The organism is Phaeobacter sp. JH20_08 (genome assembly GCF_048056635.1).
GTDB lineage: Bacteria > Pseudomonadota > Alphaproteobacteria > Rhodobacterales > Rhodobacteraceae > Phaeobacter > Phaeobacter bryozoorum.
The window spans coordinates 93,059-116,696 of record NZ_JAYMVV010000005.1; the positions used below are offsets into that span (position 1 = coordinate 93,059).

Annotated in this window: 29 protein-coding genes; 19 read left to right on the forward strand and 10 right to left on the reverse strand. The window is 61.8% G+C overall.

Annotated features, from left to right (window positions below):
* Positions 1-17 precede the first annotated feature (17 nt).
* Both VWY75_RS02500 and VWY75_RS02505 read right to left on the reverse strand, forming a co-directional pair.
* Positions 18-506, reverse strand: a complete 489-nt coding sequence (locus tag VWY75_RS02500) for an NUDIX hydrolase (protein ID WP_416537169.1) — start codon at positions 504-506, stop codon at positions 18-20.
* A 31-nt stretch (positions 507-537) separates the two neighbouring features.
* Positions 538-1,413, reverse strand: a complete 876-nt coding sequence (locus VWY75_RS02505; protein WP_416537322.1) for a protein-disulfide reductase DsbD domain-containing protein — start codon at positions 1,411-1,413, stop codon at positions 538-540.
* Between the two features lie 179 nt (positions 1,414-1,592).
* Between VWY75_RS02505 and VWY75_RS02510 the strand changes: the two genes are divergently transcribed.
* Complete coding sequence (locus tag VWY75_RS02510; protein ID WP_416536415.1) at positions 1,593-2,150, forward strand: YqgE/AlgH family protein; 558 nt, start codon at positions 1,593-1,595, stop codon at positions 2,148-2,150.
* A gap of 30 nt (positions 2,151-2,180) precedes the next feature.
* On the opposite strand, the gene VWY75_RS02515 is transcribed toward VWY75_RS02510, so the two are convergent.
* The gene (locus VWY75_RS02515; RefSeq protein WP_416537170.1) at positions 2,181-3,128 is read right to left on the reverse strand and encodes an L-threonylcarbamoyladenylate synthase; all 948 of its coding nucleotides are present in this window, start codon (positions 3,126-3,128) and stop codon (positions 2,181-2,183) included.
* A gap of 130 nt (positions 3,129-3,258) precedes the next feature.
* Between VWY75_RS02515 and VWY75_RS02520 the strand changes: the two genes are divergently transcribed.
* The 6 genes from VWY75_RS02520 (at position 3,259) to VWY75_RS02545 (ending at position 7,971) form a co-directional block, all read left to right on the forward strand.
* Positions 3,259-4,965, forward strand: a complete 1,707-nt coding sequence (locus tag VWY75_RS02520) for an acyl-CoA dehydrogenase (protein WP_416537171.1) — start codon at positions 3,259-3,261, stop codon at positions 4,963-4,965.
* On the forward strand, positions 4,962-5,999 hold the full coding sequence (locus VWY75_RS02525) for an MBL fold metallo-hydrolase (protein WP_416537172.1): 1,038 nt from the start codon (positions 4,962-4,964) through the stop codon (positions 5,997-5,999). The genes VWY75_RS02520 and VWY75_RS02525 overlap by 4 nt, the downstream gene beginning before the upstream one ends.
* Positions 6,000-6,023: 24 nt before the next feature.
* Complete coding sequence (locus VWY75_RS02530) at positions 6,024-6,488, forward strand: DUF6173 family protein (protein ID WP_340544237.1); 465 nt, start codon at positions 6,024-6,026, stop codon at positions 6,486-6,488.
* A complete protein-coding gene (locus tag VWY75_RS02535; RefSeq protein WP_416541607.1) occupies positions 6,469-7,059 on the forward strand; it encodes a hypothetical protein in 591 nt (196 codons plus the stop codon). The genes VWY75_RS02530 and VWY75_RS02535 overlap by 20 nt, the downstream gene beginning before the upstream one ends.
* 100 nt (positions 7,060-7,159) lie before the next feature.
* On the forward strand, positions 7,160-7,294 hold the full coding sequence (locus tag VWY75_RS02540; protein WP_340544239.1) for an aa3-type cytochrome c oxidase subunit IV: 135 nt from the start codon (positions 7,160-7,162) through the stop codon (positions 7,292-7,294).
* 8 nt (positions 7,295-7,302) lie between these two features.
* On the forward strand, positions 7,303-7,971 hold the full coding sequence (locus tag VWY75_RS02545) for a hypothetical protein (RefSeq protein ID WP_416536420.1): 669 nt from the start codon (positions 7,303-7,305) through the stop codon (positions 7,969-7,971).
* A 79-nt stretch (positions 7,972-8,050) separates the two neighbouring features.
* Here the strand turns inward: VWY75_RS02545 and VWY75_RS02550 are convergent, their stop codons facing one another.
* Both VWY75_RS02550 and VWY75_RS02555 read right to left on the reverse strand, forming a co-directional pair.
* Positions 8,051-8,386 carry an AzlD domain-containing protein gene (locus tag VWY75_RS02550; protein WP_340544242.1) on the reverse strand — a complete coding sequence of 112 codons (336 nt, stop codon included), beginning with the start codon at positions 8,384-8,386 and terminating at the stop codon, positions 8,051-8,053.
* Entirely contained in the window at positions 8,383-9,108 is a 726-nt protein-coding gene (locus VWY75_RS02555; RefSeq protein ID WP_416536421.1) for an AzlC family ABC transporter permease, read from the reverse strand. Before VWY75_RS02555 ends, VWY75_RS02550 begins: the two co-directional genes overlap by 4 nt.
* 59 nt (positions 9,109-9,167) lie before the next feature.
* Here VWY75_RS02555 and VWY75_RS02560 point away from each other — a divergent pair, with 59 nt between their 5' ends.
* From VWY75_RS02560 to glp, 5 genes are read left to right on the forward strand one after another with little or no spacing between them, the layout of a single operon-like run.
* Positions 9,168-10,070 (forward strand): formate dehydrogenase accessory sulfurtransferase FdhD, encoded by a 903-nt coding sequence (locus VWY75_RS02560; protein WP_340544245.1) that lies wholly within the window; start codon positions 9,168-9,170, stop codon positions 10,068-10,070.
* 32 nt (positions 10,071-10,102) lie between these two features.
* Positions 10,103-10,777, forward strand: a complete 675-nt coding sequence (mobA, locus tag VWY75_RS02565; protein ID WP_416537174.1) for a molybdenum cofactor guanylyltransferase MobA — start codon at positions 10,103-10,105, stop codon at positions 10,775-10,777.
* Entirely contained in the window at positions 10,774-11,265 is a 492-nt protein-coding gene (mobB, locus tag VWY75_RS02570; protein WP_340544247.1) for a molybdopterin-guanine dinucleotide biosynthesis protein B, read from the forward strand. Before mobA ends, mobB begins: the two co-directional genes overlap by 4 nt.
* On the forward strand, positions 11,262-12,074 hold the full coding sequence (locus VWY75_RS02575; RefSeq protein WP_416536423.1) for a molybdopterin guanine dinucleotide synthesis: 813 nt from the start codon (positions 11,262-11,264) through the stop codon (positions 12,072-12,074). Before mobB ends, VWY75_RS02575 begins: the two co-directional genes overlap by 4 nt.
* Complete coding sequence (glp, locus tag VWY75_RS02580) at positions 12,071-13,327, forward strand: gephyrin-like molybdotransferase Glp (RefSeq protein ID WP_416537175.1); 1,257 nt, start codon at positions 12,071-12,073, stop codon at positions 13,325-13,327. The genes VWY75_RS02575 and glp overlap by 4 nt, the downstream gene beginning before the upstream one ends.
* 21 nt (positions 13,328-13,348) lie before the next feature.
* Here glp and VWY75_RS02585 read toward each other — a convergent pair whose 3' ends face one another.
* From VWY75_RS02585 to VWY75_RS02600, 4 genes are all read right to left on the reverse strand, one after another.
* Positions 13,349-14,371 (reverse strand): hypothetical protein, encoded by a 1,023-nt coding sequence (locus VWY75_RS02585; RefSeq protein ID WP_340544252.1) that lies wholly within the window; start codon positions 14,369-14,371, stop codon positions 13,349-13,351.
* Positions 14,372-14,482: 111 nt separating this feature from the next.
* Positions 14,483-14,953 (reverse strand): transcription elongation factor GreA, encoded by a 471-nt coding sequence (gene greA, locus VWY75_RS02590; RefSeq protein ID WP_340544253.1) that lies wholly within the window; start codon positions 14,951-14,953, stop codon positions 14,483-14,485.
* A 316-nt stretch (positions 14,954-15,269) separates the two neighbouring features.
* Complete coding sequence (locus VWY75_RS02595) at positions 15,270-15,509, reverse strand: hypothetical protein (protein WP_416536426.1); 240 nt, start codon at positions 15,507-15,509, stop codon at positions 15,270-15,272.
* Positions 15,499-15,882 (reverse strand): VOC family protein, encoded by a 384-nt coding sequence (locus tag VWY75_RS02600; protein ID WP_340544255.1) that lies wholly within the window; start codon positions 15,880-15,882, stop codon positions 15,499-15,501. Before VWY75_RS02600 ends, VWY75_RS02595 begins: the two co-directional genes overlap by 11 nt.
* A 145-nt stretch (positions 15,883-16,027) precedes the next feature.
* Between VWY75_RS02600 and soxR the strand changes: the two genes are divergently transcribed.
* The 4 genes from soxR to VWY75_RS02620 all read left to right on the forward strand — a co-directional run bounded on the left by soxR (position 16,028) and on the right by VWY75_RS02620 (position 21,031).
* Positions 16,028-16,522, forward strand: a complete 495-nt coding sequence (gene soxR, locus VWY75_RS02605) for a redox-sensitive transcriptional activator SoxR (protein WP_340544256.1) — start codon at positions 16,028-16,030, stop codon at positions 16,520-16,522.
* A 158-nt stretch (positions 16,523-16,680) separates the two neighbouring features.
* Positions 16,681-18,327 carry a 4Fe-4S dicluster domain-containing protein gene (locus VWY75_RS02610; RefSeq protein ID WP_416536428.1) on the forward strand — a complete coding sequence of 549 codons (1,647 nt, stop codon included), beginning with the start codon at positions 16,681-16,683 and terminating at the stop codon, positions 18,325-18,327.
* A gap of 129 nt (positions 18,328-18,456) precedes the next feature.
* Complete coding sequence (locus tag VWY75_RS02615; protein ID WP_416536429.1) at positions 18,457-20,205, forward strand: tetratricopeptide repeat protein; 1,749 nt, start codon at positions 18,457-18,459, stop codon at positions 20,203-20,205.
* On the forward strand, positions 20,195-21,031 hold the full coding sequence (locus VWY75_RS02620; protein WP_416537176.1) for a 4-(cytidine 5'-diphospho)-2-C-methyl-D-erythritol kinase: 837 nt from the start codon (positions 20,195-20,197) through the stop codon (positions 21,029-21,031). Before VWY75_RS02615 ends, VWY75_RS02620 begins: the two co-directional genes overlap by 11 nt.
* Positions 21,032-21,102: 71 nt before the next feature.
* Here the strand turns inward: VWY75_RS02620 and VWY75_RS02625 are convergent, their stop codons facing one another.
* Positions 21,103-22,101, reverse strand: coding sequence for a polyprenyl synthetase family protein (locus VWY75_RS02625; RefSeq protein WP_416537177.1), 999 nt, complete (start codon positions 22,099-22,101; stop codon positions 21,103-21,105).
* Positions 22,102-22,158: 57 nt separating this feature from the next.
* Between VWY75_RS02625 and VWY75_RS02630 the strand changes: the two genes are divergently transcribed.
* From VWY75_RS02630 to VWY75_RS02640, 3 genes are all read left to right on the forward strand, one after another.
* Complete coding sequence (locus VWY75_RS02630) at positions 22,159-22,371, forward strand: DUF2007 domain-containing protein (RefSeq protein WP_340544262.1); 213 nt, start codon at positions 22,159-22,161, stop codon at positions 22,369-22,371.
* Complete coding sequence (locus VWY75_RS02635; protein WP_416537178.1) at positions 22,371-23,138, forward strand: tRNA1(Val) (adenine(37)-N6)-methyltransferase; 768 nt, start codon at positions 22,371-22,373, stop codon at positions 23,136-23,138. The genes VWY75_RS02630 and VWY75_RS02635 overlap by 1 nt, the downstream gene beginning before the upstream one ends.
* Before the next feature lie 157 nt (positions 23,139-23,295).
* Entirely contained in the window at positions 23,296-23,475 is a 180-nt protein-coding gene (locus VWY75_RS02640) for a YdcH family protein (protein WP_340544264.1), read from the forward strand.
* Positions 23,476-23,638: the final 163 nt, after the last annotated feature.

The window sequence follows — 23,638 nt, forward strand, 5'->3', positions numbered from 1 at the left end:
GAGCGGGAGTCCCAAGGCTAACCCGTCATCCGGCGGCGCTGTTGCTGGGCGAGGGCGGCGACCTCCGCCACCTGGTCAATCAGCATCCGGTCAGGAGACTGGTCGAAGCCAGTGGTCAGATCGGAGACCTGCACCCATTGTGCCTGCAGGGCGTCATCATTGGGGGCGGGCTGGCCTGAGACGTAGTCGCAGAGCACGGCGACGAGAAGGTATTGCCGCTGCACCTCACCCGCGTCATCCCGCAGCATGACGTCGATATGGGTCAGCACTTCGCGGGGGCTGGCGATGACGCCGGTTTCTTCCAGCAGTTCGCGGGCGGCAGCCTGCATCGCGGTCTCGCCGAGTTCGACATGGCCGCCGGGAAAGCCCCACCAACCTGCATTTGGCGGCGATCTGCGCTGGATGAGGATCACCTGATCACCATCCTGCCGGGTATGGCAGACCACGGCCAACGCCCCCAGGACAGGGCGGCGAGGGGCTTCGTCGGAGGCGGGATTGGCGGGCATGGCTGGATCCGGTCGGGCAGATGATCCCTTGTTAGTGCCGGGTGCAGCCCTGAATGTCTACCGCGCGGTTCTGCCCAAGTACGGTGATACGCATCTGCGAGCGATCCACAGCGAAGGGACCGCCATCGGCGGAGATGATTTCGGTTTTCGCCGTCAGCTGGTGGCCCTGTCGGCTGGTCGTCGTTTCGGTTGTGACCAGCGAGGGGACGCCGGGTTCGACAACCACGACCTCCTCACCGCCTGCGCTGGGCATGGTGATCCGGGCAACCAGCTCCATCCCATAGCGGCTGGGGGACAGCGCACAGGTCGCGGCCTGCACCCCTGCCTCCTTTGCGGACCAGGGACGGTCAGCCAGTGCTGCGACAATTGCCGGGTTGCGCGGGCTGTCCGGTTTCAGCGCCTGATCGAAACGCAGTTCCGAGGGTATGCAGACATCCTTGCAGATGCCGAGCTCCATGCGGCCCTTCAGCCGCAGCGGCTGCCCCGGTTTGGCCGGGGTGATCTCGACCGGAAGCACCAGCTGATCATGATAGCCGATGGTGCGAAATCCTGAGGTGAGGAACACTTCGGGCGTGGGCCAGCGGATTGCGACGGCCCCGACATTGCGCGAGCCTTGCCAGCTGAAGCGGGGCGGAATGCCGGCATCGCCGGGCGCGCGCCAGTAGGTTTTCCAGCCTTCGGAAAGCGTCAGCCGCAACGCCCCCATATGGGTGCCGCGTCGCGTGGTGCCGCCGTCCAGCACCTCGATACGTACAATATCGGACATCTGCTCGGCGGGGGCCGTGGCAGGCAGGGCCAGAAACGACAGCGCCAGCGGTGCGCAGAGGCATTTCGCCAAGGTCTTGGCCGTCGTGGTGCGGGCCGTCAGGGGCGTCGCAAGCGCCGAGAGAAAGGAGAACATAACCATGCCCATTTACATGCGCATTCCAGCACGAAAAGCCAAGTCACGTTCCGGTCAACGGCGTTGAGCATTGGCTAAGGCGCGGGTTGGTCTTGAACCTCTGCCTGTGGGTGGCCATTGTGACAGGGCAGGCAGGTTGCCCGGTCACGGGTGGCGGCAATTTGAAAAAAGGACGACAGATTCATATGGATCTTACCGGCGAACTGCTGATTGCGATGCCCGGCATCGGTGACCCGAGGTTCGAGCATTCGCTGATCTTGCTATGCTCGCATGAGGACGATGGTGCGATGGGCTTGATCGTGAATAAACCGGCCACCGGCGTTGATTTGTCCAACCTGTTGGAACAGCTGGATATTACTCCGCGCAGTGCAGAAGAGGCCGCGCTACCGGTGCGGTTTGGCGGGCCGGTCGAGACGCAGCGCGGCTTTGTCCTGCATTCACCGGAGTACAAATCCAACGTCAGTTCGTTGCGGGTTTCCGAGGCGTTTTCGATGACCGCGACCGTTGACGTGCTCGAAGATATCGCGATGGGGCAGGGACCTGAGCAGGTGATGGTCATGCTTGGCTACGCCGGCTGGGGGCCGGGGCAGCTTGAGGCCGAGATTGCCAATAATGGCTGGCTGACCGCAACAGCAACGCCGGAGGTGGTGTTCGAGCTGGACGATTTCGCCAAATGGGAGGCGGCGCTGCGCTCCCTCGGCGTCGATCCGCTGACTCTGTCCACCAGTGCCGGTCACGCGTGACCGGAGGCTTACGATGCCCTGAGCAGGCCGCTAGCGTGGCGCGGCGGCGCGGCGCAGCCGGTCGTTGATGGCGACACCCAGCCCGATTTCCGGGATTGGGGCGACAGCGATAGGGCGGGCCTTGGCGTCAAGCTGGTGGAGATGTCCAAACAGCTGCGCCGCAGCCTCGCGCAGATCGCCGCTGGCCGAGAGGTTGAGATCACAGTCCATTTTGCCAAATCCGAGATAGAGCTCGCCCTCTGCTGGGTTTGTGACGTTCAGCCTGACGCTGGCGCGCGGGGCGTAGTGCGACAGCAGCTGCCCCGGAGCGGTCAGTGGATCGCCGACATCGCGCTGCTGCAGCGGGTGTCCCAGAACGGCCTCGATTTCCTCGGCGGCCAGCCCGCCGGGACGCAGCAGCAATGGCGTGCCGGTTGCAAGGCCGACAATGGTGGATTCCACGCCGACGCCGCAGGGACCGTCATCGACCACGGCCGCGATGCGGCCGTCCAGTCCGGCGATGACATGGGCGGCGGTTGTCGGGCTGATCCGGCCCGATGGGTTTGCGGAGGGGGCCGCCACTGGGCCATCCAGTACCGACAAAAGCGCCCGGGCCGCAGGATGGGCCGGGATACGGATGCCGAGGGTGGTCAGCCCGGCAGTGACCAGAGGCGAGATACCGTGGTCCTCACGCAGCGGCAGGACCAGCGTCAGCGGGCCCGGCCAGAAGGCCTCGGCGAGTTTGCTGGCGGTGTCGGACCAGATCACATAGCGCTGGGCGGTCTCCACCGCGTGGACGTGGGCAATCAGCGGGTTGAAACTGGGGCGGCCCTTGGCGGCATAGAGGGCCTCAACCGCGTCGGTCTGGCGCGCATCAGCCCCGAGCCCGTAGACGGTTTCGGTTGGAAATGCGACCAGCCGGCCCTCTTTCAAAAGGTCCGCAGCTGTGCTGATCTCCTGTGGTTGCGCGGTCAGGAGGCGGATTGTGGGACTGGACATGGCTGGTGACGCGGCGTTTTGGTTGCTTGATTAAAGGGCCCGGTTAGGTAATCGGACAAGACATTCAACATAAAGGTTTGGGGCAATGATGCCAAGGCTGCCCCAACCAGCTCTCTGAAAGAGGCCAGACATGACCTTCCGTGCCCCGGTTCCCGAGTATCAGTTTCTTCTCGAACATATCATCGGTTTTCATGAAATCGCCGCTACCGAGCGCTTTGGAGAGGCCAGCGATGATGTGGTTGCGGCGATCCTGACCGAGGCGGGGAAGTTCTGCGATGAAGTTATGGCCCCCTTGAATCGTGGCGGCGATCTGCAACCGGCGCGTCTGGAGAACGGGGTGCTGCGCAGCTCTCCCGGTTATGCCGAAGGCTGGCAGGCGATTTCGGAAGGCGGCTGGATCGGGATGAGCGCGGCAGAGGAATTTGGCGGCATGGGGCTGCCGATGACCCTGACCACCGCGGTCAATGAGATGATGTCGGGCGCCTGCCTGTCGCTGCAACTGGCCCCGCTGATGAGCCAGGGTCAGATCGAGGCGTTGGAACATCACGCCAGCGATGAGCTGAAGTCGCTCTACCTGCCCAAGCTGATTTCGGGGGAATGGTCGGGCACCATGAACCTGACCGAGCCGCAGGCCGGATCGGATGTGGGGGCGCTTAGCTCCAAGGCAGAGCCTCTGGACGACGGCACCTATGCGATCAGCGGTCAGAAGATCTATATCTCCTGGGGCGACAATGATTTTGCGGGCAATATCTGCCATCTGGTTCTGGCCCGCCTGCCTGATGCGGCACCCGGAACCAAGGGGATTTCGCTGTTCCTCGTCCCCAAGTACCTGCCGGACGCCGAGGGTAACCCCGGCAAGGCCAACACGCTGAAGGTGGTGAGCCTTGAGCATAAGATGGGCCTGCACGGTTCGCCGACCTGCGTCATGCAATATGACGGCGCAATCGGCTGGGTGGTCGGCAAACCGGGGGGCGGTCTGGCAGCAATGTTCACCATGATGAACAATGCCCGGCTGGGCGTTGGTGGTCAGGGCGTCGGTGTTGCTGGTGCGGCCTATCAAAAGGCGCTGGCCTACGCGCTGGAGCGCAAGCAGGGCAAATCCGCCTCCGGCACCATCGTGGACCATGCGGATGTGCGCCGGATGCTGATGGAAATGAAGGCCGATCTCTTTGCAGCGCGCGCGATCCTGCTGGCCTGTTCGCAGGCCATCGACATGCAGACCGCAACCGGCGCACAGGAGTGGGCCGCGCGGGCAGCGTTTCTGACGCCAATCGCCAAGACCTTTGGCACGGAAACCGGGATGCGTGTTTCGGAAACCGGTGTGCAGGTGCATGGCGGTATGGGGTTCATTGAGGAAACCGGTGCAGCGCAGTTTTATCGCGATGTGCGGGTGACGGCGATCTACGAAGGCACCAACGGCATTCAGGCGATGGATCTGGTTGGGCGCAAGATGATGGACGGCGGCGATATGGCCAACCGTCTGATCGACGAGATCGAGGAGCAGGCCGAGCGCGCCCGAACCACTCATCCCAATATGGCCGAGGCCGTCTGGCAGGCCTGTGAATCCCTGCGCGAAGCGACCGAGTGGTTGACCGCACAGAGCGACATGGATGAGCGTTTCGCAGGAGCGGTTCCCTATCTGCATGCCTTTGCGCGGGTTCTGGGCGGGCATTACCACCTGGCGGCTGCGATGGCCGACATCGGTGGCCCGCGCGAAAAGCTGGCGCGGTTCTATATCAACCGGATGTTGCCGGAACACGCCGCGCTCTTGGCTCATGCGCAGGCGGGTGCGGACGGCGCGCGCGCTCTGACGCTGGATGAATTGGCTGACGGATGACCAGCCCGCGACCCGACGGTCCATGGAACACGCCGCCTGCCGAGGGTGAGGCGATCGAGGTGGCGGAGGGCGTCCTCTGGATGCGGCTGCCGCTGCCGATGAAGTTGGATCATGTGAACGCCTATGCGCTGGATGATGGCGATGGCTGGACCATCGTCGATACCGGCATGTCCTCAAACAAGACCCGCCGCATCTGGGAGCGGCTGATGGCGGGGCCGCTGGAGGGCAAGCCGATCCGGCGCGTGGTGGTCACGCATCATCACCCCGATCACATCGGCAACGCCGGCTGGTTCCAGTCTGAGCATGGGGCTGAGCTGGTGACCACGCGAACGGCCTGGCTGTTTGCTCGAATGCTGACGCTGGACGTGCAGGAAAGCTGGCCCGAGGAAACGCTGGCGTTTTACCGCAGCTCGGGCATGGATCCCGCGATCTATGACGCACGGCTGGCGGAGCGGCCGTTCAATTTCGCCGATACGGTCTATCCGATGCCGCTGGGCTTTACCCGGATCAAACAGGGCGACGTGTTTCGCATGGGCGGGCGCAACTGGGACGTCCACATGGGTAATGGTCACGCGCCAGAGCACGCAACCTTCTGGAGCCGCGATGACAATCTGGTGATCAGCGGCGACCAGATCCTGTCCTCGATCAGTCCCAATATTGGCGTCTATGCGACCGAGCCGATGGCGGATCCCGTGGCCGAATGGCTGGAGGCCTGCGAGCGTCTGGCACCGTTGACACGGGGTGATCAGCTGGCTTTGGGCGGGCATAAGTTGCCATTTCGCGGTCTGCCGCATCGGATGGCCCAGTTGATCGACAACCATCACGGGGCGCTGGCGCGGCTTCTTGAGCATCTCGACGAACCGCGCAGCGCGGCCGAATGTTTTGCGCCGCTGTTCAAACGCAAGATCGGCTCCGGGGAATATGGCCTTGCTTTGGTCGAGGCGGTGGCCCATTTAAATCATCTGTACCATCTGGGTCAGGTTGACCGCAGCCGTCGTGCGGACGGGGCTTGGCTTTATCAGCGCAAGGGGTGATCGACCCCTGGAAAGGGAGAGATCATGACCGATGAGATCGCAACCAGCGCCGAGGCGGCAGAGGCGGCCGTTCTGCCCTGCGTTCACGAGGTCCACGCGGATCCCGACGCCTGCACCGGTATCGAAAAAGTGCAGATGCCGTTGCAAAAATCCGTTGCCGAGAAAAGCGCCGCACGCTGGGCCTATGAACGGTTGATCCTTTATATCAAGAACTTCGAGGAGCAGCTGGATAGCGAGCATGAGGTCGCGATGGGGTTTGCCGGCGGCGATGCCGGTGTGATGCGGATCGAGGGTATGGGCTACTTCGACCCCGATATCATCACCTATTACGGCAGCGATTCCAGCGGCGCGCGCACGCAGCTGGTCCAACACGTCAGCCAGCTCAACGTGATGTTGCGGGCCCTGCCGAAGCGGAATGAGGCGGCACCTGCCAATCGGATCGGTTTTCGTTTGGTGTCCGACCTTGAGAGTGATCCGGCTGAGACCTGACGTTCGGGCAGCCTGTTGCGCTGGGGGTGTTGCCACACTTCTGTTCGGCGCGCTCAGCAGCGTTGCGGCCGCCGAAGACGCGGTTGCGGCGGGCTATTGGGCAATGTTGGAGCGTGCAGCTCATCGCGGCCTCATGCAGGAGGTCGCGGCAGCAGATGGCAGGCCAGCCCCCTTTGCCACCGATGGCTGTAGCGGTGGGTTGTCTGCGATCTGGCGCCAGTTCAGTGGCAGGGAAGAGACAGCCGACGGTCCGCCGTTTGAGGCCTGTTGCGTGGCTCATGACCTGCTCTATCACGATGCCGACGGGATCGGATCATCTGGCCGAATCCTTGATGGTCGCGACAAAGATCTGGCCACCGCCAGCCAGCAGGCAAGACTGGCCGCGGATCAGGCTCTGCGCCGCTGTGTAGAGACGCAACTCAGCAGCCGGGAGTCCCCAACAGCGGCCATCGCCGCACCGGTCGCAACCGCCATGTATGCTGCGGTGCGATTCGGTGGCGCGCCTTGCAGCGGGCTGAGCTGGCGCTGGGGCTACGGCTATGGTCACTGCCAAGCGGTGTTTGGCCGGTGAATTGCCCGGTGATTTGCCCTGGCTGCGCCCGATTGACGTGGTGACAGGGTCTGTGAAATCCAGTATTCAGCGGAAAACAGACGCGAATAGGAATGGACACATGGCTGACCATAAGCACGGTTCGATGGATATCACCGTTCAGGAAAAGACCTACAACGGCTTCATCAAGTTCACGACACGGTTCTGCATCGCAGCGCTGCTCTTTGCAGTGTTCCTCGCGATTTTTGCAACCTGATCACCCTCGTGAATGGTTCTGATCTGAGCGGGCGTTGTGGCGCCCGGCACCTTGCGAGCGGGCTAAGGCTTGCGCTTGTGTGCGCCGGTGTGGCGCTGCTCTCGGCCTGTGCCGCCCAGCAGCAGCCCAACGCGGATGACGCCACGCTGGAACGGGTTGCCTATCGGCATAATGGTCCGCCTGCGCTGACGCTTTATACGATGATCAACAATCGTACCGGGCAGGGCGCGCATACCTCGCTGATGATCAATGCCTCGGAACGGGTGATCTTTGACCCTGCCGGGTCATTCTATGCCGATGTGGTGCCGGAGCGGGATGATGTGCTCTTTGGCATCACGCCGGGGGTGGAGAAAGCCTATCGCGGATCACATGCGCGCAGCACCCATCATGTGGTGGTGCAGCGGATCGAAGTGACGCCCGAGCAGGCGCAGCGCGCCTATCAGCTGGTACGGGCAAACGGTCGGGTTCCGGGCGCGTTCTGTGCCAATGCCACGGCCTCGATCCTGAAGCAGGTACCTGGGTTTGAGACGCTGGATGTGACTTTCTACCCTGGAAATCTCTCGGAACAGTTTGGCGCCTTGCCGGGGGTGACGACCGAACGCTACCGTGAAAACGACAGCGCAGACTTGCAAGAGGGGCTGGCAAAGAACAATGCGGCGTTGAACGCAGGCGGGTGATGCTGCCACGTTCAGGCACAGCTATAGATGGGAAAAGCCGCAGCATCGTCTGCGGCTTTTGTCTGTTTGTCGGGATGGATCAGCCTGCCAACAGAAAGAGCAGCAGGAAGCCAACAGCGCCGCTGCCCATGGCGATCAGGACATTGCGTGTCCAGTACCCGAGCGCGAAGACCGCCGCGGCGACGGCGAGATGGGGCAGGCTGGGGGTGCCACCGGTCGGCGTCGGCCAGACCACCAGCGGCGCCACCAGCGCAGGAATGATCGCCACCGCAGTATAGCGCAGATGGCGCATCAGCCAAACGGGCATGGTCCTGCCGCCCATCAGCCCGATAAAGGCAAAGCGCAGGGCGAAGCTGCCAATGGCAAGGCCGATGATGATCGTCCATAGCAACGTCGGATCGGGGGGCTGGGTCATGACGGATCCTTTGCAATGCTGCGGCGCTCCAGCCAGAGCTCGGCCTGGGCGCCAGCCATCATGCCGATAAGACCGGCAACAATCAGGCCAAGATTGTAGGGCAGCGCGGTGGCCGGCAGCGCGGTGGCGACAGCGGCGAAACAGGCAATGACATGGGCCGGTGTGCGCAGCATTGGGCCGATCATGGCCAGGAACGCCAGCGGCAGGACAAAGTCGAGGCCCCAGCTGGCCGGGATCTGGGTGCCGACCAACGCCCCGATATAAGTTGCGAGCATCCAGCCCGGTGCCACGCAGCCATTTGTGCCGAAGAAATAGGCCATGCGCTGTGATAGGGTCATCTGCGGATGGGTTTCGAACTGGACGATCGAGAGCGCATAGGATTGGTCGACAGTGAGATAGGCCGCACAGGCGCGTTGCCACAACGGAGCGCCGCCGAGGTACGGCGTCAGCGATGCCGAATACATCGCCACCCGCAGGTTTACTGCAAGCGCTGAAATCAGGATGATCAGAACAGGCGTGTTCTCTTGCATCAGTTGCAGCGCTGTAAACTGGGCCGAACCGGCAAAGACCGACAGGGAGAAGACCATGGCCTCAGGGACAATCAGTCCCGCTTCGGCAGCAAGAACGCCAAACAGCAGCCCAAATGGTCCGGACACCAGAAGGAAAGGCGCGCCATCGCGAAACCCCTTCCAAAAGGCCGATTTCGTGGTGGTGATTGCCATGATCAGGTCCTAGGTTATTGCTGAAACGGCATAGGCCTGCTGGCGGAGGTTTGCAATTGATGATGGTTGAGAACAGCTCCGACCTGGCGTCGATACTGGCTGAATATGTGATTGCACCTGCGCCGAACGATGCACGGCTGACACGGGTGGTTCAGGGGTTTGATCACACGGGGACCGCGACGGAGATCTCTGTCGTGGAGGAACGACCGCTGACGATTTACCTCAACCGTCAGGAAATCGTCACCGCCATGACCATTGGCGATTACCCCGAATATCTGGCGCTGGGGTTTCTGCGCAATCAGGGGATGTTGAATCCCGGTGATGAGGTCACCGCCATCGATTACGATGAAGAGCTGGATACCGTGGTCGTAAGGACAGCAGTTGAGACCTCATACGAAGACAAGCTGCAAAAGAAGACCCGCACGTCAGGCTGTGCGGTGGGCACTGTGTTTGGTGACATGATGGAGGGGCTGGAAGGGGTGAGCTTGCCGCAGACAGCGGTGCGCAGCTCCTGGCTTTATGCGTTGGCGCATAAGATCAACCGCACCCCCTCGCTCTATCTTGAGGCTGGCGCCATTCATGGCACGGTTCTGTGCCAAGAAGATCGCCCATTGGTCTATATGGAGGACGTGGGGCGGCACAATGCGGTGGACAAGATCGCCGGCTGGATCCAGAGCACCGGCGCGGAGGTCTCCGACAAAATCCTCTATACCACCGGGCGGCTCACCTCGGAGATGGTGATCAAAACCGCGATGATGGGGATTCCGGTGCTGGTGTCTAGATCCGGCTTTACCGCATGGGGGGTGGAGATCGCACAGGAGCTGGGTCTCACTTTGATCGGGCGGATGCGGGGGCAGCGGTTTATCTGCCTGTCGGGAGAGGATCGGCTGATCCGGGATGTGGATCCGGCAAAGGTGCCGGTTGAGGCAAAAGCGCATCGGCGCAAGAGTGCGGACCACTAGGCGCAGACCGCCCGCGATATGGTCAGCAGACGATGTGGCATCAGGCGCAGAGAGGAGATGTCGTGAGACAAAGCAAACCATTGGGCATCATCCTTGCTGGCGGGTTGGCCACAAGGATGGGTGGCGGTGACAAGGGACGCTTGCGGATTGGGGGACGCAGTCTGATTTCCCATGTGATCGACCGTCTGTCGCTGCAGGTCGAGCGTATCGCGCTGAATGCCAATGGTGATCCTGCGCGCTTTGCCGATCTTGCGTTGCCGGTGATCGCCGACAGTATTGACGGCTTCGCAGGTCCTCTGGCGGGCGTGCTTGCCGGGTTGGACTGGGCGGCAGCGCAGGGAGCCGAGAGCATTGTCACGGTGGCTGCCGACACGCCGTTCTTCCCAAAGGATCTGGTTCTGCGGCTAAAGGAGAGCGCCGCCGGGCAGCAACATCCGCTGGTGCTGGCGACAACGCCAAAGTCCGGCGAGGAGCATCTGAAATCCGGTGGCGGCGGCCGGGTGAACCGGCATCCGACCTTTGGTCTTTGGCCTGTTGCCCTGCGCGATGACCTGCGCGCGGCGCTGGAGGGCGGCCTGCGCAAGGTGGTTTTGTGGACAGACCGTCACGGCGGCCAGGAGGCCCTGTTTGAGGCGGATCCGTTTGATCCGTTTTTCAACGTCAATACGCCTGAGGACCTGGCCCGGGCAGAGGCCTTGCTGCGATGAAAATATATGGCGTCACCGGCTGGAAGAACTGTGGCAAGACCGGGCTGATGGAGCGGTTGGTGGCTGAGTTCTGCAGACGTGGTCTTACCGTGTCGACCTTGAAACATGCCCATCACAGCACTGATGTGGATCAACCCGGTACTGACAGCCATCGCCACCGGATGGCGGGTGCCGCCGAGGTGATCCTTGCCTCGCCCAATCGGGTGGCGATCATGCAGGAACTGCGTGGCATGGCCGAACCCAGCTTTACCGAGCTGCTGGCCCGTCTGCGGCCTGTGGATCTGGTGCTGGTCGAGGGGTTCAAACGCGAGGTGCATCCGAAGATTGAGGCCTATCGCACAGCGGCGGGCCAGCCGCTCATCGCGCCTGAGGACCGGTCGATTCGTGCCGTTGCCAGTGACATTCCGCTGCATCTGGACAGGCCGGTTTTCGATCTGGACGACACGGTGGCGATTGCCGATTTCATCGCCGGGGAGATTTCCCTTTGAGCGGATGGCAGAGCTTTGCCATGGTGGATTGGTCTGGCGGCAACGACCGCGGGCCAAGCCCTTGCAAGGATGCCATCTGGGCCAGCGTCAGCCGCGATAGATCAGCGGATGAACCAGTATATCTGCGCAATCGGCAGCTGGCGGAGCTGTGGCTCACCGAGCTGGTCGAGGCAGAACTGACCGCCGGGCGTCGCCTGATGCTTGGGTTTGATTTCCCCTTTGGCTATCCGGCGGGGTTTTGCGATGCAATCACGGGTTCGGATGATCCTCTTGGCCTGTGGGACTGGTTTGAGACACATATTGAGGATGCGCCAAAGTCTAACAACCGCTTTGATCTGGCGGGGGCGATCAATCGCCGCTTTGGTGGGCAAGGGCCATTCTGGGCCAATGGGCTAGCCCGCGACATCGACGGTTTGCCGCGTCGCAAGGACCGCTATCGCAACCCGTTCCCGGACCGCCGCGCGGTTGAGCATCGGGCCAAGGGCAGCTTTACCTGCTGGCAGATGGCCGGGGCAGGTGCCGTGGGCAGCCAGGTGATGATGGGCCTGCCGGTTCTGTCACGCCTGCGAAAGCGTTTTGCCGGGCAGGTCGCTGTCTGGCCGTTTGAATCCCTGGACACGCCGGTGGCTCTGGTGGAGATCTGGCCGACCCTTCTGGCAGGCCCCGCGCCGGATCACTGGATCAAGGATGCCTGGCAGGTGCATAAGGTGTCCCTAGAATTGTCGGGCCTGCACATGGCAGAGTTGGACCAGTTATTGACCGTCACAGCGCCCGAAGAGGGCTGGATCCTGGGAGTGGACCAGATATGAGCCTTGCCCCGCCACCCCTGCGTAATGATTGCTTTGCTCTTCCAGCAGGCGTCGATTGGACACCGGTGGATGACGCGCTGGATCACTTACGGCGAAATCTCACGGCAGTGACGGCGGCAGAGGTTCTGCCATTGGGGCAGGCTTTGGGGCGGGTTCTGGCTGAGGATGTTTTTGCCGCGCGCAGCAACCCGCCACAGGCGAACACGGCCGTGGATGGCTACGGGTTTGCGGGTCCCGCCGGAGAGGGGCCGCAGGTGATGCAGCTGAGCGAGGGGCGTGCGGCGGCGGGGCTGGCCCATGAAGGCGCGGTTGCTCCGGGCCAGGCCATCCGCATTCTGACAGGGGCGGCGTTGCCTAGGGGGGTTGATACCGTCATTCTTGAAGAGGACGTAACCTGCGATGGTGCGCAGATTGCTTTTCACGGACCACTTAAACTGGGCGCCAATACTCGCCGGGCTGGCGAAGATGCCGCCGTCGGCGATCGGATCCTAACCAAGGGTCGCGTGGTGACCCCTGCGGATCTGGCGCTGGCCTCTGCCACGGGATTGTCTGAGCTACCGGTGCGGCAACTGCTGCGGGTGGGTGTGCTATCGACGGGAGATGAACTGGTCGAGCAGGGTGAGACGGCTGCGGCAGGGCAGATTTACGATGCCAATCGCCCGATGCTGCTCGCGCTGCTGGCAAAGATGGGGTTCGACGCTGTGGATCTGGGCAAAGCTGCCGACGATCGCGCCGCGCTGCGACGTCGCCTGGACGCTGCGGCTGAGGCGGTGGATGTGATCCTGACAAGTGGCGGTGCCTCTGCCGGGGATGAGGATCATATGTCGGCGCTGCTGCGCGAAAGCGGGGCCATGCAGCAATGGCGGATTGCCCTGAAACCGGGCCGACCGCTGGCGCTGGGGATTTGGCAGGGAACGCCGGTGTTCGGTCTGCCGGGCAATCCGGTGGCCGCGATGGTCTGCACGTTGATCTTTGCCCGCCCTGCGATGGGGCTGATGGCGGGGGCAAGCTGGGCTGAGCCGCAGGGGTTTGATTTGCCAGCCGCCTTTGAGAAACGCAAAAAGCCAGGACGGCGAGAATATTTGCGCGCCCGTGTACGCAACGGTCAGGTCGAGGTCTTCAAATCAGAAGGGTCGGGCCGTGTCAGTTCGCTGAGTTGGGCCGAAGGTCTGGTGGAACTGGCGGATGGCGCTGCGGTGATTCAGCCGGGGGATCCCGTCCGTTTTATTCCCTACGCCAGTTTTGGCATGTAACCGGAGCGCGGGCGGAAACCGTCAGTCAAAGGTGCCAGCGACCCGCCCCAGCAGCATGAAGGCGCGGGCGGTGCGGGTTTCGCCAAGCGATGATATCTCGGCGTCGCTGGCCTCTTGTTCAAATTCCGCCAGCATCTGGTCAAAGCGGCGCAGGAAATGATGTGCGGCATCGCGAAAGATCGGATCCTGTTTCATCCGCGCATTTGTCAGGGCAAGTGAGCTGCGATCCCTCACGCCACCCAATGCGGCAACGGCGCGACCGCGTGTGCCCTGGGCGAACTGTCGCCAGATCTCTGGTCGGGCCATATCGGGGCGCAGGTCATCCATGTAGATGCCATCCTGACTGAGCAGGGTGAGCACATCCTGCGCGGCCTGAATGATCTGGGCGGCTTTGCGGTCCCGCAAGGCAAGGCGCAGGGCGGCAAAGCCTTCCTCGTCTTCGGCGGTTTCAGGAAAATTCAGGGCCCGGATCAATTGCGGAGCAGGCAGCGGCGCTGCAAAATCCTCGGCGGGCGTGCCAAGCGCCAGCAGTCCCTGATCGGTCGCGTCGCCGCCCGTCGCCGCGGTGGTGGATATGCCCGGCATGGGTCGATCACGGCGGCTGGTGTGAAATGTCGCGAGGGCGGTTTCCGTCTTGCGGGTCGCGGCGGCAATCTCGTCCAACTTGCGTGTGACGGAGGGTTCGGAGACCGAAGCCGCCTGCTGCGCATGGGCGATATAGGCGTTGCGCATTCCGTCGATGGCAGCGTGCAGGCGCTGCGATTCATCCCGCATCACCTGGGCGGATCGCAGGGCGATAGCACCGACCCAGATCAGGAGGACAGGCAGGACCACAGCTACGATCCGCAGCAGGATATCCGACCATCCCGCCGCAGGCGTCGCGTCAGGCGTACCACCCAGCACGAAAACTGCGACAACCACGAGCAGCCACAACGCGCTCAACGCAAGCGCCGCAGCCTCGATCAGGCCAAAGACCGGTCGTTCCGGCGGCGCGTCGAGGGCGCTGGTGGGCGGCTTTGCAGCGGTGGAACTGGTGCGGGTCATACTGTTGCTCGAAACAGAGGGTGGCGAGAGAGATTGGCATATGCCGCATGGCGCGGCGGCGAGATGGACATGGCGGGGCGCCGGTGACTGGCGCCGAGCCGGTAATGCGTATCAGGAAAAGACGATCTTGAGGATTTCATAGGCGCGGTCGCCGCCTGGGGTGCGGACCTCGACGCTGTCGCCTTCTTCCTTGCCAATCAGAGCGCGGGCGATCGGGGATTTGATGTTCAGAAGGCCCGCTTCGATATTGGCCTCATGCTCGCCGACGATCTGCCAGGTCTTTTCCTCATCGGTGTCTTCGTCGACGACGGTGACCTTGGCGCCGAATTTGATCGCGCCGGACAGTTTGGCCGGGTTGATCACATCGGCGAGCGACAGGATGCCTTCCAGCTCCTTGATGCGGCCCTCGATGAAGGACTGTTTTTCGCGCGCGGAATGATATTCGGCGTTTTCCGAAAGATCGCCGAGTTCGCGGGCTTCGGCAATGGCCTTGATGATGGCCGGGCGTTCGACCGACTTCAGGGTCTTCAATTCAGCTTCTAGGGCGGCGTGACCCGCAGGGGTCATCGGGATCTTTTCCATGTCTGTGTCCAGATATCGTGTCAGGTTTTGCCACCGGCCGTGGCGGTTCGCGTCTATAGGAAAACCGGTTTGTCCCACTGCCAGACTGACAGCGGGACAAACCGGTTATGTCTCATTTACCTGACCCAATCCTGCCGCCGAATGCAAGAGGGCGGCAGGGGCTGTCCACAGCGATTTCATGCCAACAGGCGGAAAACTCCGCTTTTTTACGCCTGTCCGCTTTGCGCCTGTCCGGGGCGCGGTGTGGCGGCAAACGCGTCATGGACAGGCGGGACGACGGGCGGGCGCCTCGCAGTCCTGCCGTTACGGAGTAAGGTCAGCGAACCTGCGCCGTGGTGGACGTCTTGCCGGTGATGCTGTGACGGGGCACCCGCGGGCGCGGATCCAGTTGCCGCAGCAGCTTTAGCAGACGGCTGTACCCGAGCAGGGTTTCTTCCCGCCCGAAGCGTGGCTGTATCACAGGTTGCCGCTTCGAGCGTTCGGCGTCAGGCGTGATGAGGCGCGGAGGCAGGACCGCGCGCGGGCGGCTGGCGTGCCAGAGCAGATCAAGCATCATATTCCACCACCTCGAATTCGATATTGTCGCGGTCGCGGAAGTAGAACCTGCGACCCGGCTCGTAGTCGTGATGCTCACCTGGGGTGAAGCCTGCATCCCGTACACGGGTCTCGACCGTGCTCAGATCATCAACGACGACGGCAATGTGATTGAGCCCTCCGGTGATGCCGTAGCTGATCGGGGCTTTGGCCAGCGGTTCCGGGGGGCAGTAGAGCGCAAGATAACTGTCAGAACCACCGATATGCAGGCTGTAGCCGCCGTTGATAGCCTCACCCTGCCAGCGAATGCGCCAGCCGAACACATCCTGCATCCAGGCGGCGGTGGCTTCAGGGGAAGAAACGGTGATGTTTGCATGTTCAAGACGTACAGTCATATCAGGCTCCGATGCTTGTCATTTTGGATCGATTACCTGTAGGCTAAATTCTCAACCTAACTTTAGATCAAGGTTTTTCTTTACCTTGAAGGTGAATCTGTAAACCTATTATTTTTCAGTTGTTTATCAGAATGATGGAGGGGTTATGGCAAAGTCAGCTGGCGTGTCGATCGGATATCTTGCGGAGCGAACCGGGCTCGCCGTGTCTGCTATCCGCTATTATGAGTCGCAGGGTCTGGTTGAGCCCTGGCGGAATGCGGGAGGACAACGGCGGTTCCACCGGGCGGACCTGCGGCGGCTGAGTTTTGTGATGATCGCGCAGAAGTTTGGGTTTTCCCTGCCTGAGATCCAGGGGTTTCTGAAGAGCCTGCCGGGTGGGCGCACCCCGACCAAGGCTGACTGGACGCGGCTTTCAGCGCAGTTCCGCGAGCACCTGAACGCCCGAATCGAAACGTTGGAGCGGCTTCGTGACAATCTGGATGGCTGCATCGGCTGTGGCTGCCTGTCGCTGCCCAATTGCAAGTTGTACAATCCGGATGATGCTGCCGCTTCCAAGGGGCAGGGGCCGCGCTATCTGATGGGGGACCGGCCAGCGGATCTGGCCAAAGACGGGAACGGCGCGCCAAATGACGATATTTGACGCACCATTTGTCGCAATTGAGGGTTCTAGATCATCGTAACGTAGAGTTTGGATTGACCAGAGCCTCTGGCACCCGCTAAGCAACCGCGAAAGAAAATTGCGCCAAGGACGCACAGCCTACACGGGCTGGTCCTGAGCCATAGCCTAAGGAGCCTTCGATGGCCGAGATTGAACGCGAAGCAATGGAATACGACGTTGTGATCGTTGGGGCAGGCCCGGCTGGTCTGTCTGCGGCGATCCGTTTGAAACAGCTGGACAGCGACCTGCAGGTCGTGGTGCTGGAAAAAGGCTCTGAAGTGGGTGCGCATATCCTGTCCGGCGCGGTGCTGGACCCCTGCGGGCTGGATGCACTGATCCCCGACTGGAAAGAAAAAGGCGCGCCACTGAACGTTCCGGTCAAGGACGACAATTTCTACATGCTGGGTGAGGCGGGGCAGATCCGCATCCCGAACTTCCCGATGCCGCCGCTGATGAACAACCATGGCAACTACATCGTCTCGATGGGCAATGTCTGCCGCTGGATGGCTGAGCAGGCAGAAGAGCTGGGCGTCGAGATCTTCCCGGGTATGGCCTGTTCCGAATTGGTCTATGGTGACAATGGCGAAGTCAAAGGCGTGGTTGCCGGTGTCTTTGGTCTGGAATCCGACGGTACCTATGGTCCGAACACCGAGCCGGGGATGGAACTGCACGGCAAATATGTCTTCCTCTCCGAAGGTGTGCGCGGCTCGCTTTCCAAAGAAGTGATTGCCAAATATGGCCTGTCTGACGGCAAGGAGCCGCAGAAATATGGCGTTGGCATGAAAGAGATCTGGGAAATTGATCCTGCCAAGCACAAAGAGGGCTCTGTCACCCACACCATGGGCTGGCCGCTGGGGTCCAACGCGGGTGGCGGATCCTTTATCTATCACCTCGACAACAATCAGGTTTACGTCGGTTTCGTGGTTCACCTGAACTACAAGAACCCGCATCTGTACCCCTACATGGAATTCCAGCGCTTCAAGCACCATCCGATGGTGGCTGAGCTGCTGAAAGGCGGTAAGCGCGTGGCCTATGGCGCCCGTGCGATCACCGAAGGTGGCTATCAGTCGATGCCGAAGCTGGTCGCCCCCGGCGTGGCGCTCTTGGGTTGCTCGGCTGGCATGGTCAACGTGCCGCGCATCAAGGGCAACCACAACGCCATGCTGTCGGGCAAGGCAGCCGCCGAAGCCGCCTATGACGCGATCAAGGCTGAGCGTTCGGGCGACGAACTTGCCGACTATGAGGTCAGTGTCCGCGACGGCGCGATCGGTGCCGACCTGAAGAAAGTGCGCAACGTCAAACCGATGTGGTCGAAGTGGGGCCTCACCGCCTCGCTGATGCTGGGTGGTCTGGATATGTGGACCAATACGTTGGGCTTTTCGCTGTTTGGCACTTTGGGTCACGGTAAAAATGACGCAGAGGCAACCGAGGAAGCCTCCAAGCACAAACCCATCGACTATCCCAAACCCGATGGTGTGCTCTCGTTTGACCGCCTGACCAACGTTGCCTTTGCGGCGACCAACCACGAAGAGAGCCAGCCCTGCCACCTGCGTCTGGGCAATCTGGACACGCCGATCAGCGTCAACCTGCCAAAGTTCGCGGAGCCTGCGCAGCGCTATTGCCCGGCGGGTGTCTATGAGGTGGTGGAGAAGGACGGCAAGCCGGAGTTCGTGATCAACTTCCAGAACTGCGTCCACTGCAAGACCTGTGACATCAAGGATCCGAGCCAGAATATCACCTGGACCACGCCGCAGGGCGGTGACGGGCCGAACTACCCGAATATGTGATCGGTTTCGGCAGGTATTTGCCGGAATAATTGGGGCAGCCTGCGGGCTGCCCCATTGCGTGTTAAGGGGCGGCGTTCTACGCTTTGTGGCGAGGCAGTATTTGACCAGTCACCAACGAGGAGGCCCCCCGTGCCCGTCCCATTCTTTCGCAGCCTGACAAGCGCAGCGGCTCTTGCCGTGGCGACCACCCTGCCGATACTGGTACAGGCCGATGCGGTGCGTGCAGATGGGCTGGCGGGTGCGTATCTGGCGGCACGGGCTGCTACCCTGGATAGTGATTTTCGCGCCTCCGCGGATTATTACAACCGCGCGCTGGTGCGCGACCCGAAGAACCCGCTGCTCATGGAGCATGTCGTGTTTTCCCGGCTTGCGCTGGGTGATATCAAAGGGGCCGCGCCGGTCGCCGCCCGCCTGTCGGAGATGGGCGCGCGCAGTCAGGTCGCCAATATCGTTACCACTGCCAACCTGGTCCTGACCGAGGACTATCAGACCATCATCGAACGCGTGACCTCTCAGCAAGAGGGGCAGTATGAGATCAATGCCCTGGTGGATGGCTTGCTGTTGGGCTGGGCACATCTGGGCGCCGGTTCAGTGTCCGATGCGCTGACACAGTTTGACGTCTTGGGTGAAAAAGAGGGGCTTGGCCTTTTCGCGCGCTATCACCGGGCGCTGGCGCTGGCCTCTGTCGGGGATTACGAGGGGGCGGAGGCCCTGTTTGCCGCCGAGGAGGGCCAGCTGACCAATACCTCGCGTCGGGCGGTGATCGCGCGGCTTGAGATTCTGTCGCAGCTGGGGCGCAATGAACAGGCGCTCGATGTGCTGTCCGACGCCTTCAATGGGCAGCTGGATCCGGGGCTTGCAGCGCTGTCCGCACGGCTGAAGGACGGCGAAACCCTTCCCTATACGCTGGCGGCCACGCCGACACAGGGCATTGCCGAAGTGTTCTTCACCATGGGGGCTGCCCTTAATGGTGAAATGGCCGATGACTATGTGCTGATGTATGCCCGTGTCGCAGCTGCCTTGCGCGAAGATCACGTGGACGCATTGTTGCTGGCTGCGGAGCTCTTTGACCAGCTGGGCCGCTACGCCCTGTCGATCGAGCTTTACAAGCAGGTGCCGCGCGAGCATCCGGATTACCACGCCGCAGAACTGGGACGCGCCGAAGCATTGCGTCGCGCCGCCAAACCTGATGCGGCCGCCGAGGTCCTGCAGCAGCTGGCGCGTGATTTCCCGAAAGAGGCACCGGTCCACACTAATCTGGGTGATCTGTTGCGGCAGCAGGAGGACTACAGCGGCGCCGTCGCTGCCTATGACACCGCGCTGGGGCTGATGGATGAAAGCGTGGAGGGACGTTGGTTCCTGCTGTATGCCCGTGGCATCTGCCACGAGCGGCTGAAAAATTGGGAGCAGGCAGAGGCGGATTTCCGCGCCGCACTCGAAATTCGCCCGGATCAGCCACAGGTTCTGAATTATCTCGGCTATTCTCTGGTGGAGAAGCAGATCAAACTGGACGAGGCGCTGTCGATGATCGAACGCGCTGTCGCCGCGCGCCCTGACGCGGGCTATATCGTCGACAGCCTCGGCTGGGTACTCTATCGGCTGGGTCGCTATGAAGAGGCGGTTGGCCATATGGAAACCGCGGTTGAATTGATGCCGGTCGACCCTGTGGTCAACGACCACCTCGGGGATGTTTACTGGGCTGTCGGGCGGGCGCGGGAAGCTGAGTTCCAGTGGAAGCGCGCGCTGTCGTTCATCGACCCCGAAGATACTGACAGTGAAGCCGACCCTGAGCGCATTCGCCGCAAGCTGGAAAGCGGGCTTGATGCCGTTCTTGCCGAAGAGGGTGCGGCGCCGTTGAACGTGGCACATGACGGTTGAGGGATTTGCCCCGGCCAAGATCAATCTGACCCTGCATGTGACCGGCCAGCGCACAGATGGCTATCATCTGCTGGATTCGCTTGTGGTCTTTGCTAACATCGGGGACCGGATCACGGCTGTATCTGCCGACGCCCTGAGCCTGCGGGTGGGGGGCGCCATGGCAAAGGGTGTACCGACCGACAGCTCCAACCTGATGATGAAAGCGGCTGAGCTTTTACAGGTCGAGCGGGGGGCGGAGCTGAGGTTGGATAAGCAGCTGCCACCGGCCTCTGGCATCGGGGGCGGGTCCTCCGATGCGGCGGCGACGTTGCGGGTCCTGTGCGAGCTGTGGCAGGTACCTCTTCCCGGAGTTGCAGAGGTTCTCCCCTTGGGAGCGGATCTGCCGGTTTGCATGGAGCCGGGCGCCCAGCGGATGCGTGGTATCGGTGAGCAGCTGGAGCGGCTGCCAGCCTTGCCCGACTGCGCGATTGTTCTGGCAAATCCGGGGGTGTCAGTCGCCACGCCCGCGATTTTTCGTTCGATGGAGAAACGTGACAACCCACCGATGCCCGAAAGGCTACCCGTTTGGCAGAGCGCAGAGGAGCTGGCGGCCTGGCTTTCGGGTCAGCGCAACGATCTGCAGGGGGCGGCAATCATGCTCGAGCCTCTGATCGGAGCGGTTCTCGACGCGCTGTCGGGTTTGGCCCCGCTGTTTCACGCGATGTCGGGGTCAGGTGCGACCTGCTACGCGTTATTTGCCGACGAGGCGACGGCAGAGGCGGCGGCTGCCACCTTGCAGGCGGCACATCCTGACTGGTGGGTGCGCGCGGGCCGGTTGCTGGCATGACCGGCGCACAGCCAAAAAAGCCTGCGCAGCGGTGCGGGCCTCTCAGGCGTTAATCCGGTTATTCTTTAGGCCTAGGCAAGGCGGGCGACAACATAGTCGGCCAGATCATGCAGCATCTGGCGGATCGGATCCTCTGGCAGGGAGGTCAAGGCGTCCTGTGCCTTGGCAACCCATTCCATCGCATCGCGGCGGGTCGCGGCCAACGTGTCGTATTTGTCCATCAGGGACAGCGCATGGTCGAGGTCGCCCTCATCCTGACGTCCCTTTTCAATGGTGCGAACCCAGAAGGCGCGCTCTTCTGCGGTGGCCTGTGCAACGGCCTTGATCACCGGCAGGGTCAGCTTGCGTTCGCGGAAATCATCGCCGACGTTTTTTCCCGTCGCGGAGCTATCACCCTGATAATCCAATAGATCGTCGGCAATCTGGAAGGCGATACCAAGCGCATCGCCATAGGCAAACAACGCGTCTACCTGAGCTTCGGGTGCGCCGGCGACAACGCCACCGGCCTGAGTTGCGGCGGAGAACAGCGCTGCTGTCTTGCCGCGCACAACCTGCAGGTACACGGCCTCATCGGTGGCAAGATCGCTGGCCGCAGTCATTTGCAGAACTTCACCCTCGGCAATGGTCGCCGAGGCGTTGGCCAAGATATCGAGCACCCGCAGAGAGCCGGTTTCCACCATCAACTGGAAACTGCGTGCAAAGAGATAGTCGCCGACCAGAACCGAGCTTTTGTTGTCCCACAAGAGATTGGCTGTCGGACGACCGCGGCGCTGTCCGCTTTCGTCAACCACGTCATCATGCAGCAGGGTGGCGGTGTGAATGAATTCAACGGTCGCTGCCAGTTTCACGTGGTTTTCACCGCTGTAGCCACACAGGCGCGCTGCCGCGAGGGTCAGCATCGGGCGCAAACGCTTGCCGCCGGCCTCGACAAGATGGGCCGTTACCTCGGGAATGCGCGGCGCATGTTTCGAGGCCATGCGTGTCTGGATCAGCGTATTGACCGCTGCCATTTCGTCGCTGAGTGTCGCGGCCAGCATGTCATGCGGCTTTTGCGTCAGGATTTGATTCATCGTTTTCCCGCTTGCAAGGCTCGACAAGGCGCAGCCCTTGCCCTTAGATCCATCCCTATGAAGGAACTTTTGCGCAGCACCGACCCAACTGTCATGGCCTTTGCCACCGCCCTTCTTGAGGGTGAGGATATAGACTGCTTTCAAATGGACGTAAATATGAGCATCCTTGAAGGTGGTATCGGGATATTCCCGCGCAGATTGATGGTGCGCAGCGATGATCATGCCGCTGCCGAGCGCGTGATGCGTGACAATGATATTCCGCTGCGCTGATGTCGGGATTTGAGGACAGCGCTCTTAGCCAGGACGCGTTTCTGGGTGGGCGGGTACAGTTGTTGCAACCAAAGCAGGGGTATCGCGCCGGGGTCGACCCTGTCCTGCTGGCCGCAGCCGTTCCTGCACAGCCTGGTGATCGGGTGCTGGAGCTGGGCTGCGGAGGCGGTCCGGCTCTCTTATGTCTGGCTGCGCGGGTCCCGGATCTGGACCTGACCGGGGTCGAGCTTCAGGCCGATTATGCCGATCTGGCGCGACGCAATGCCGCGCTGAACGCAGTCGATATCACGATCGTCGAGGCTGATCTGGCAGCACTGCCGGTGGATCTGCGCCAGATCCAGTTTGACCATGTCATCGCCAACCCGCCCTATTATCGCGCCGGTGCGCACAGTCCGGCGCAGGACGTGGGGCGGCAGATTGCACTCGGCGGGGCGACGGAGTTGACCGTCTGGTTCGATACCGCAGCGCGACGCCTCACCCATAAGGGATATCTGCACATGATCCAGCGGGCCGATCGCCTGCCGGAAATGCTTGGGGCCTGTTTTGGACGTCTGGGCTCACTTGAGGTGTTGCCATTGGCCGCCCGTGTCGGTCGTGGCGCCGAATTGGTTCTGCTGCGGGCGCGCAAGGGTGGCCGTGCAGGGTTCAGGCTGCATGCGCCGCTGATCCTGCACAACGGTGAAGCACATTTGCGTGACGCCGAAAACTACCAGGCGGAGATCCGGGCTGTTCTTCGTGATGGCCATGGGTTGCCCTGGCCAAGCTGATATTTGCGGGAGACTCGCGGAGAATCGGCTCTCATTCGGCGAGGACATGCCGAAATGACGGTTTCATGACAAAATATATGCTTCTGCAGCGTGACAGAGCAATAATCTTGTGTTCCACTCACTTTGTACGCAACACGCTCAAAGAAGGAGGAATGACATGAGCCTCAGCTCGCATCTGACCGAACTAAAGAAGAAGCACGAGCATCTGAGCATGGAAGTCGAACACGCCCAACGCTCACCCGCGACCGACGGGCTGCGTATCGCGTCGATGAAGAAACAGAAACTGAAACTCAAAGAAGAAATTAAACGTCTCTCGACGGAGGAACTTGCCGTCTGAGAGAGTGGTCTGATCTGAGGTGACCGCAGTCCCGTCGCTGCGGTGCCTGAGGCAGAACCGATTGGTTGTTAGGGGTCATCAGCACGGCTGGTGACCCCTTCTTGTTTCTGCGTCTGGCGCGGGATTTTCTGTTGCGGCCCTGGGGAGGGATGCGCCGGTAGAT

Bases quoted from the DNA above. Each gene is read 5' to 3' on its own strand.
- VWY75_RS02500 (WP_416537169.1), bottom strand. From the start codon at position 506: ATGCCCGCCAATCCCGCCTCCGACGAAGCCCCTCGCCGCCCTGTCCTG.
- VWY75_RS02505 (WP_416537322.1), bottom strand. From the start codon at position 1,413: ATGGTTATGTTCTCCTTTCTCTCGGCGCTTGCGACGCCCCTGACGGCC.
- VWY75_RS02510 (WP_416536415.1), top strand. From the start codon at position 1,593: ATGGATCTTACCGGCGAACTGCTGATTGCGATGCCCGGCATCGGTGAC.
- VWY75_RS02515 (WP_416537170.1), bottom strand. From the start codon at position 3,128: ATGTCCAGTCCCACAATCCGCCTCCTGACCGCGCAACCACAGGAGATC.
- VWY75_RS02520 (WP_416537171.1), top strand. From the start codon at position 3,259: ATGACCTTCCGTGCCCCGGTTCCCGAGTATCAGTTTCTTCTCGAACAT.
- VWY75_RS02525 (WP_416537172.1), top strand. From the start codon at position 4,962: ATGACCAGCCCGCGACCCGACGGTCCATGGAACACGCCGCCTGCCGAG.
- VWY75_RS02530 (WP_340544237.1), top strand. From the start codon at position 6,024: ATGACCGATGAGATCGCAACCAGCGCCGAGGCGGCAGAGGCGGCCGTT.
- VWY75_RS02540 (WP_340544239.1), top strand. From the start codon at position 7,160: ATGGCTGACCATAAGCACGGTTCGATGGATATCACCGTTCAGGAAAAG.
- VWY75_RS02550 (WP_340544242.1), bottom strand. From the start codon at position 8,386: ATGACCCAGCCCCCCGATCCGACGTTGCTATGGACGATCATCATCGGC.
- VWY75_RS02555 (WP_416536421.1), bottom strand. From the start codon at position 9,108: ATGGCAATCACCACCACGAAATCGGCCTTTTGGAAGGGGTTTCGCGAT.
- VWY75_RS02560 (WP_340544245.1), top strand. From the start codon at position 9,168: ATGATGGTTGAGAACAGCTCCGACCTGGCGTCGATACTGGCTGAATAT.
- mobA (WP_416537174.1), top strand. From the start codon at position 10,103: ATGTGGCATCAGGCGCAGAGAGGAGATGTCGTGAGACAAAGCAAACCA.
- mobB (WP_340544247.1), top strand. From the start codon at position 10,774: ATGAAAATATATGGCGTCACCGGCTGGAAGAACTGTGGCAAGACCGGG.
- glp (WP_416537175.1), top strand. From the start codon at position 12,071: ATGAGCCTTGCCCCGCCACCCCTGCGTAATGATTGCTTTGCTCTTCCA.
- VWY75_RS02585 (WP_340544252.1), bottom strand. From the start codon at position 14,371: ATGACCCGCACCAGTTCCACCGCTGCAAAGCCGCCCACCAGCGCCCTC.
- greA (WP_340544253.1), bottom strand. From the start codon at position 14,953: ATGGAAAAGATCCCGATGACCCCTGCGGGTCACGCCGCCCTAGAAGCT.
- VWY75_RS02595 (WP_416536426.1), bottom strand. From the start codon at position 15,509: ATGATGCTTGATCTGCTCTGGCACGCCAGCCGCCCGCGCGCGGTCCTG.
- VWY75_RS02600 (WP_340544255.1), bottom strand. From the start codon at position 15,882: ATGACTGTACGTCTTGAACATGCAAACATCACCGTTTCTTCCCCTGAA.
- soxR (WP_340544256.1), top strand. From the start codon at position 16,028: ATGGCAAAGTCAGCTGGCGTGTCGATCGGATATCTTGCGGAGCGAACC.
- VWY75_RS02610 (WP_416536428.1), top strand. From the start codon at position 16,681: ATGGCCGAGATTGAACGCGAAGCAATGGAATACGACGTTGTGATCGTT.
- VWY75_RS02620 (WP_416537176.1), top strand. From the start codon at position 20,195: ATGACGGTTGAGGGATTTGCCCCGGCCAAGATCAATCTGACCCTGCAT.
- VWY75_RS02625 (WP_416537177.1), bottom strand. From the start codon at position 22,101: ATGAATCAAATCCTGACGCAAAAGCCGCATGACATGCTGGCCGCGACA.
- VWY75_RS02630 (WP_340544262.1), top strand. From the start codon at position 22,159: ATGAAGGAACTTTTGCGCAGCACCGACCCAACTGTCATGGCCTTTGCC.
- VWY75_RS02635 (WP_416537178.1), top strand. From the start codon at position 22,371: ATGTCGGGATTTGAGGACAGCGCTCTTAGCCAGGACGCGTTTCTGGGT.
- VWY75_RS02640 (WP_340544264.1), top strand. From the start codon at position 23,296: ATGAGCCTCAGCTCGCATCTGACCGAACTAAAGAAGAAGCACGAGCAT.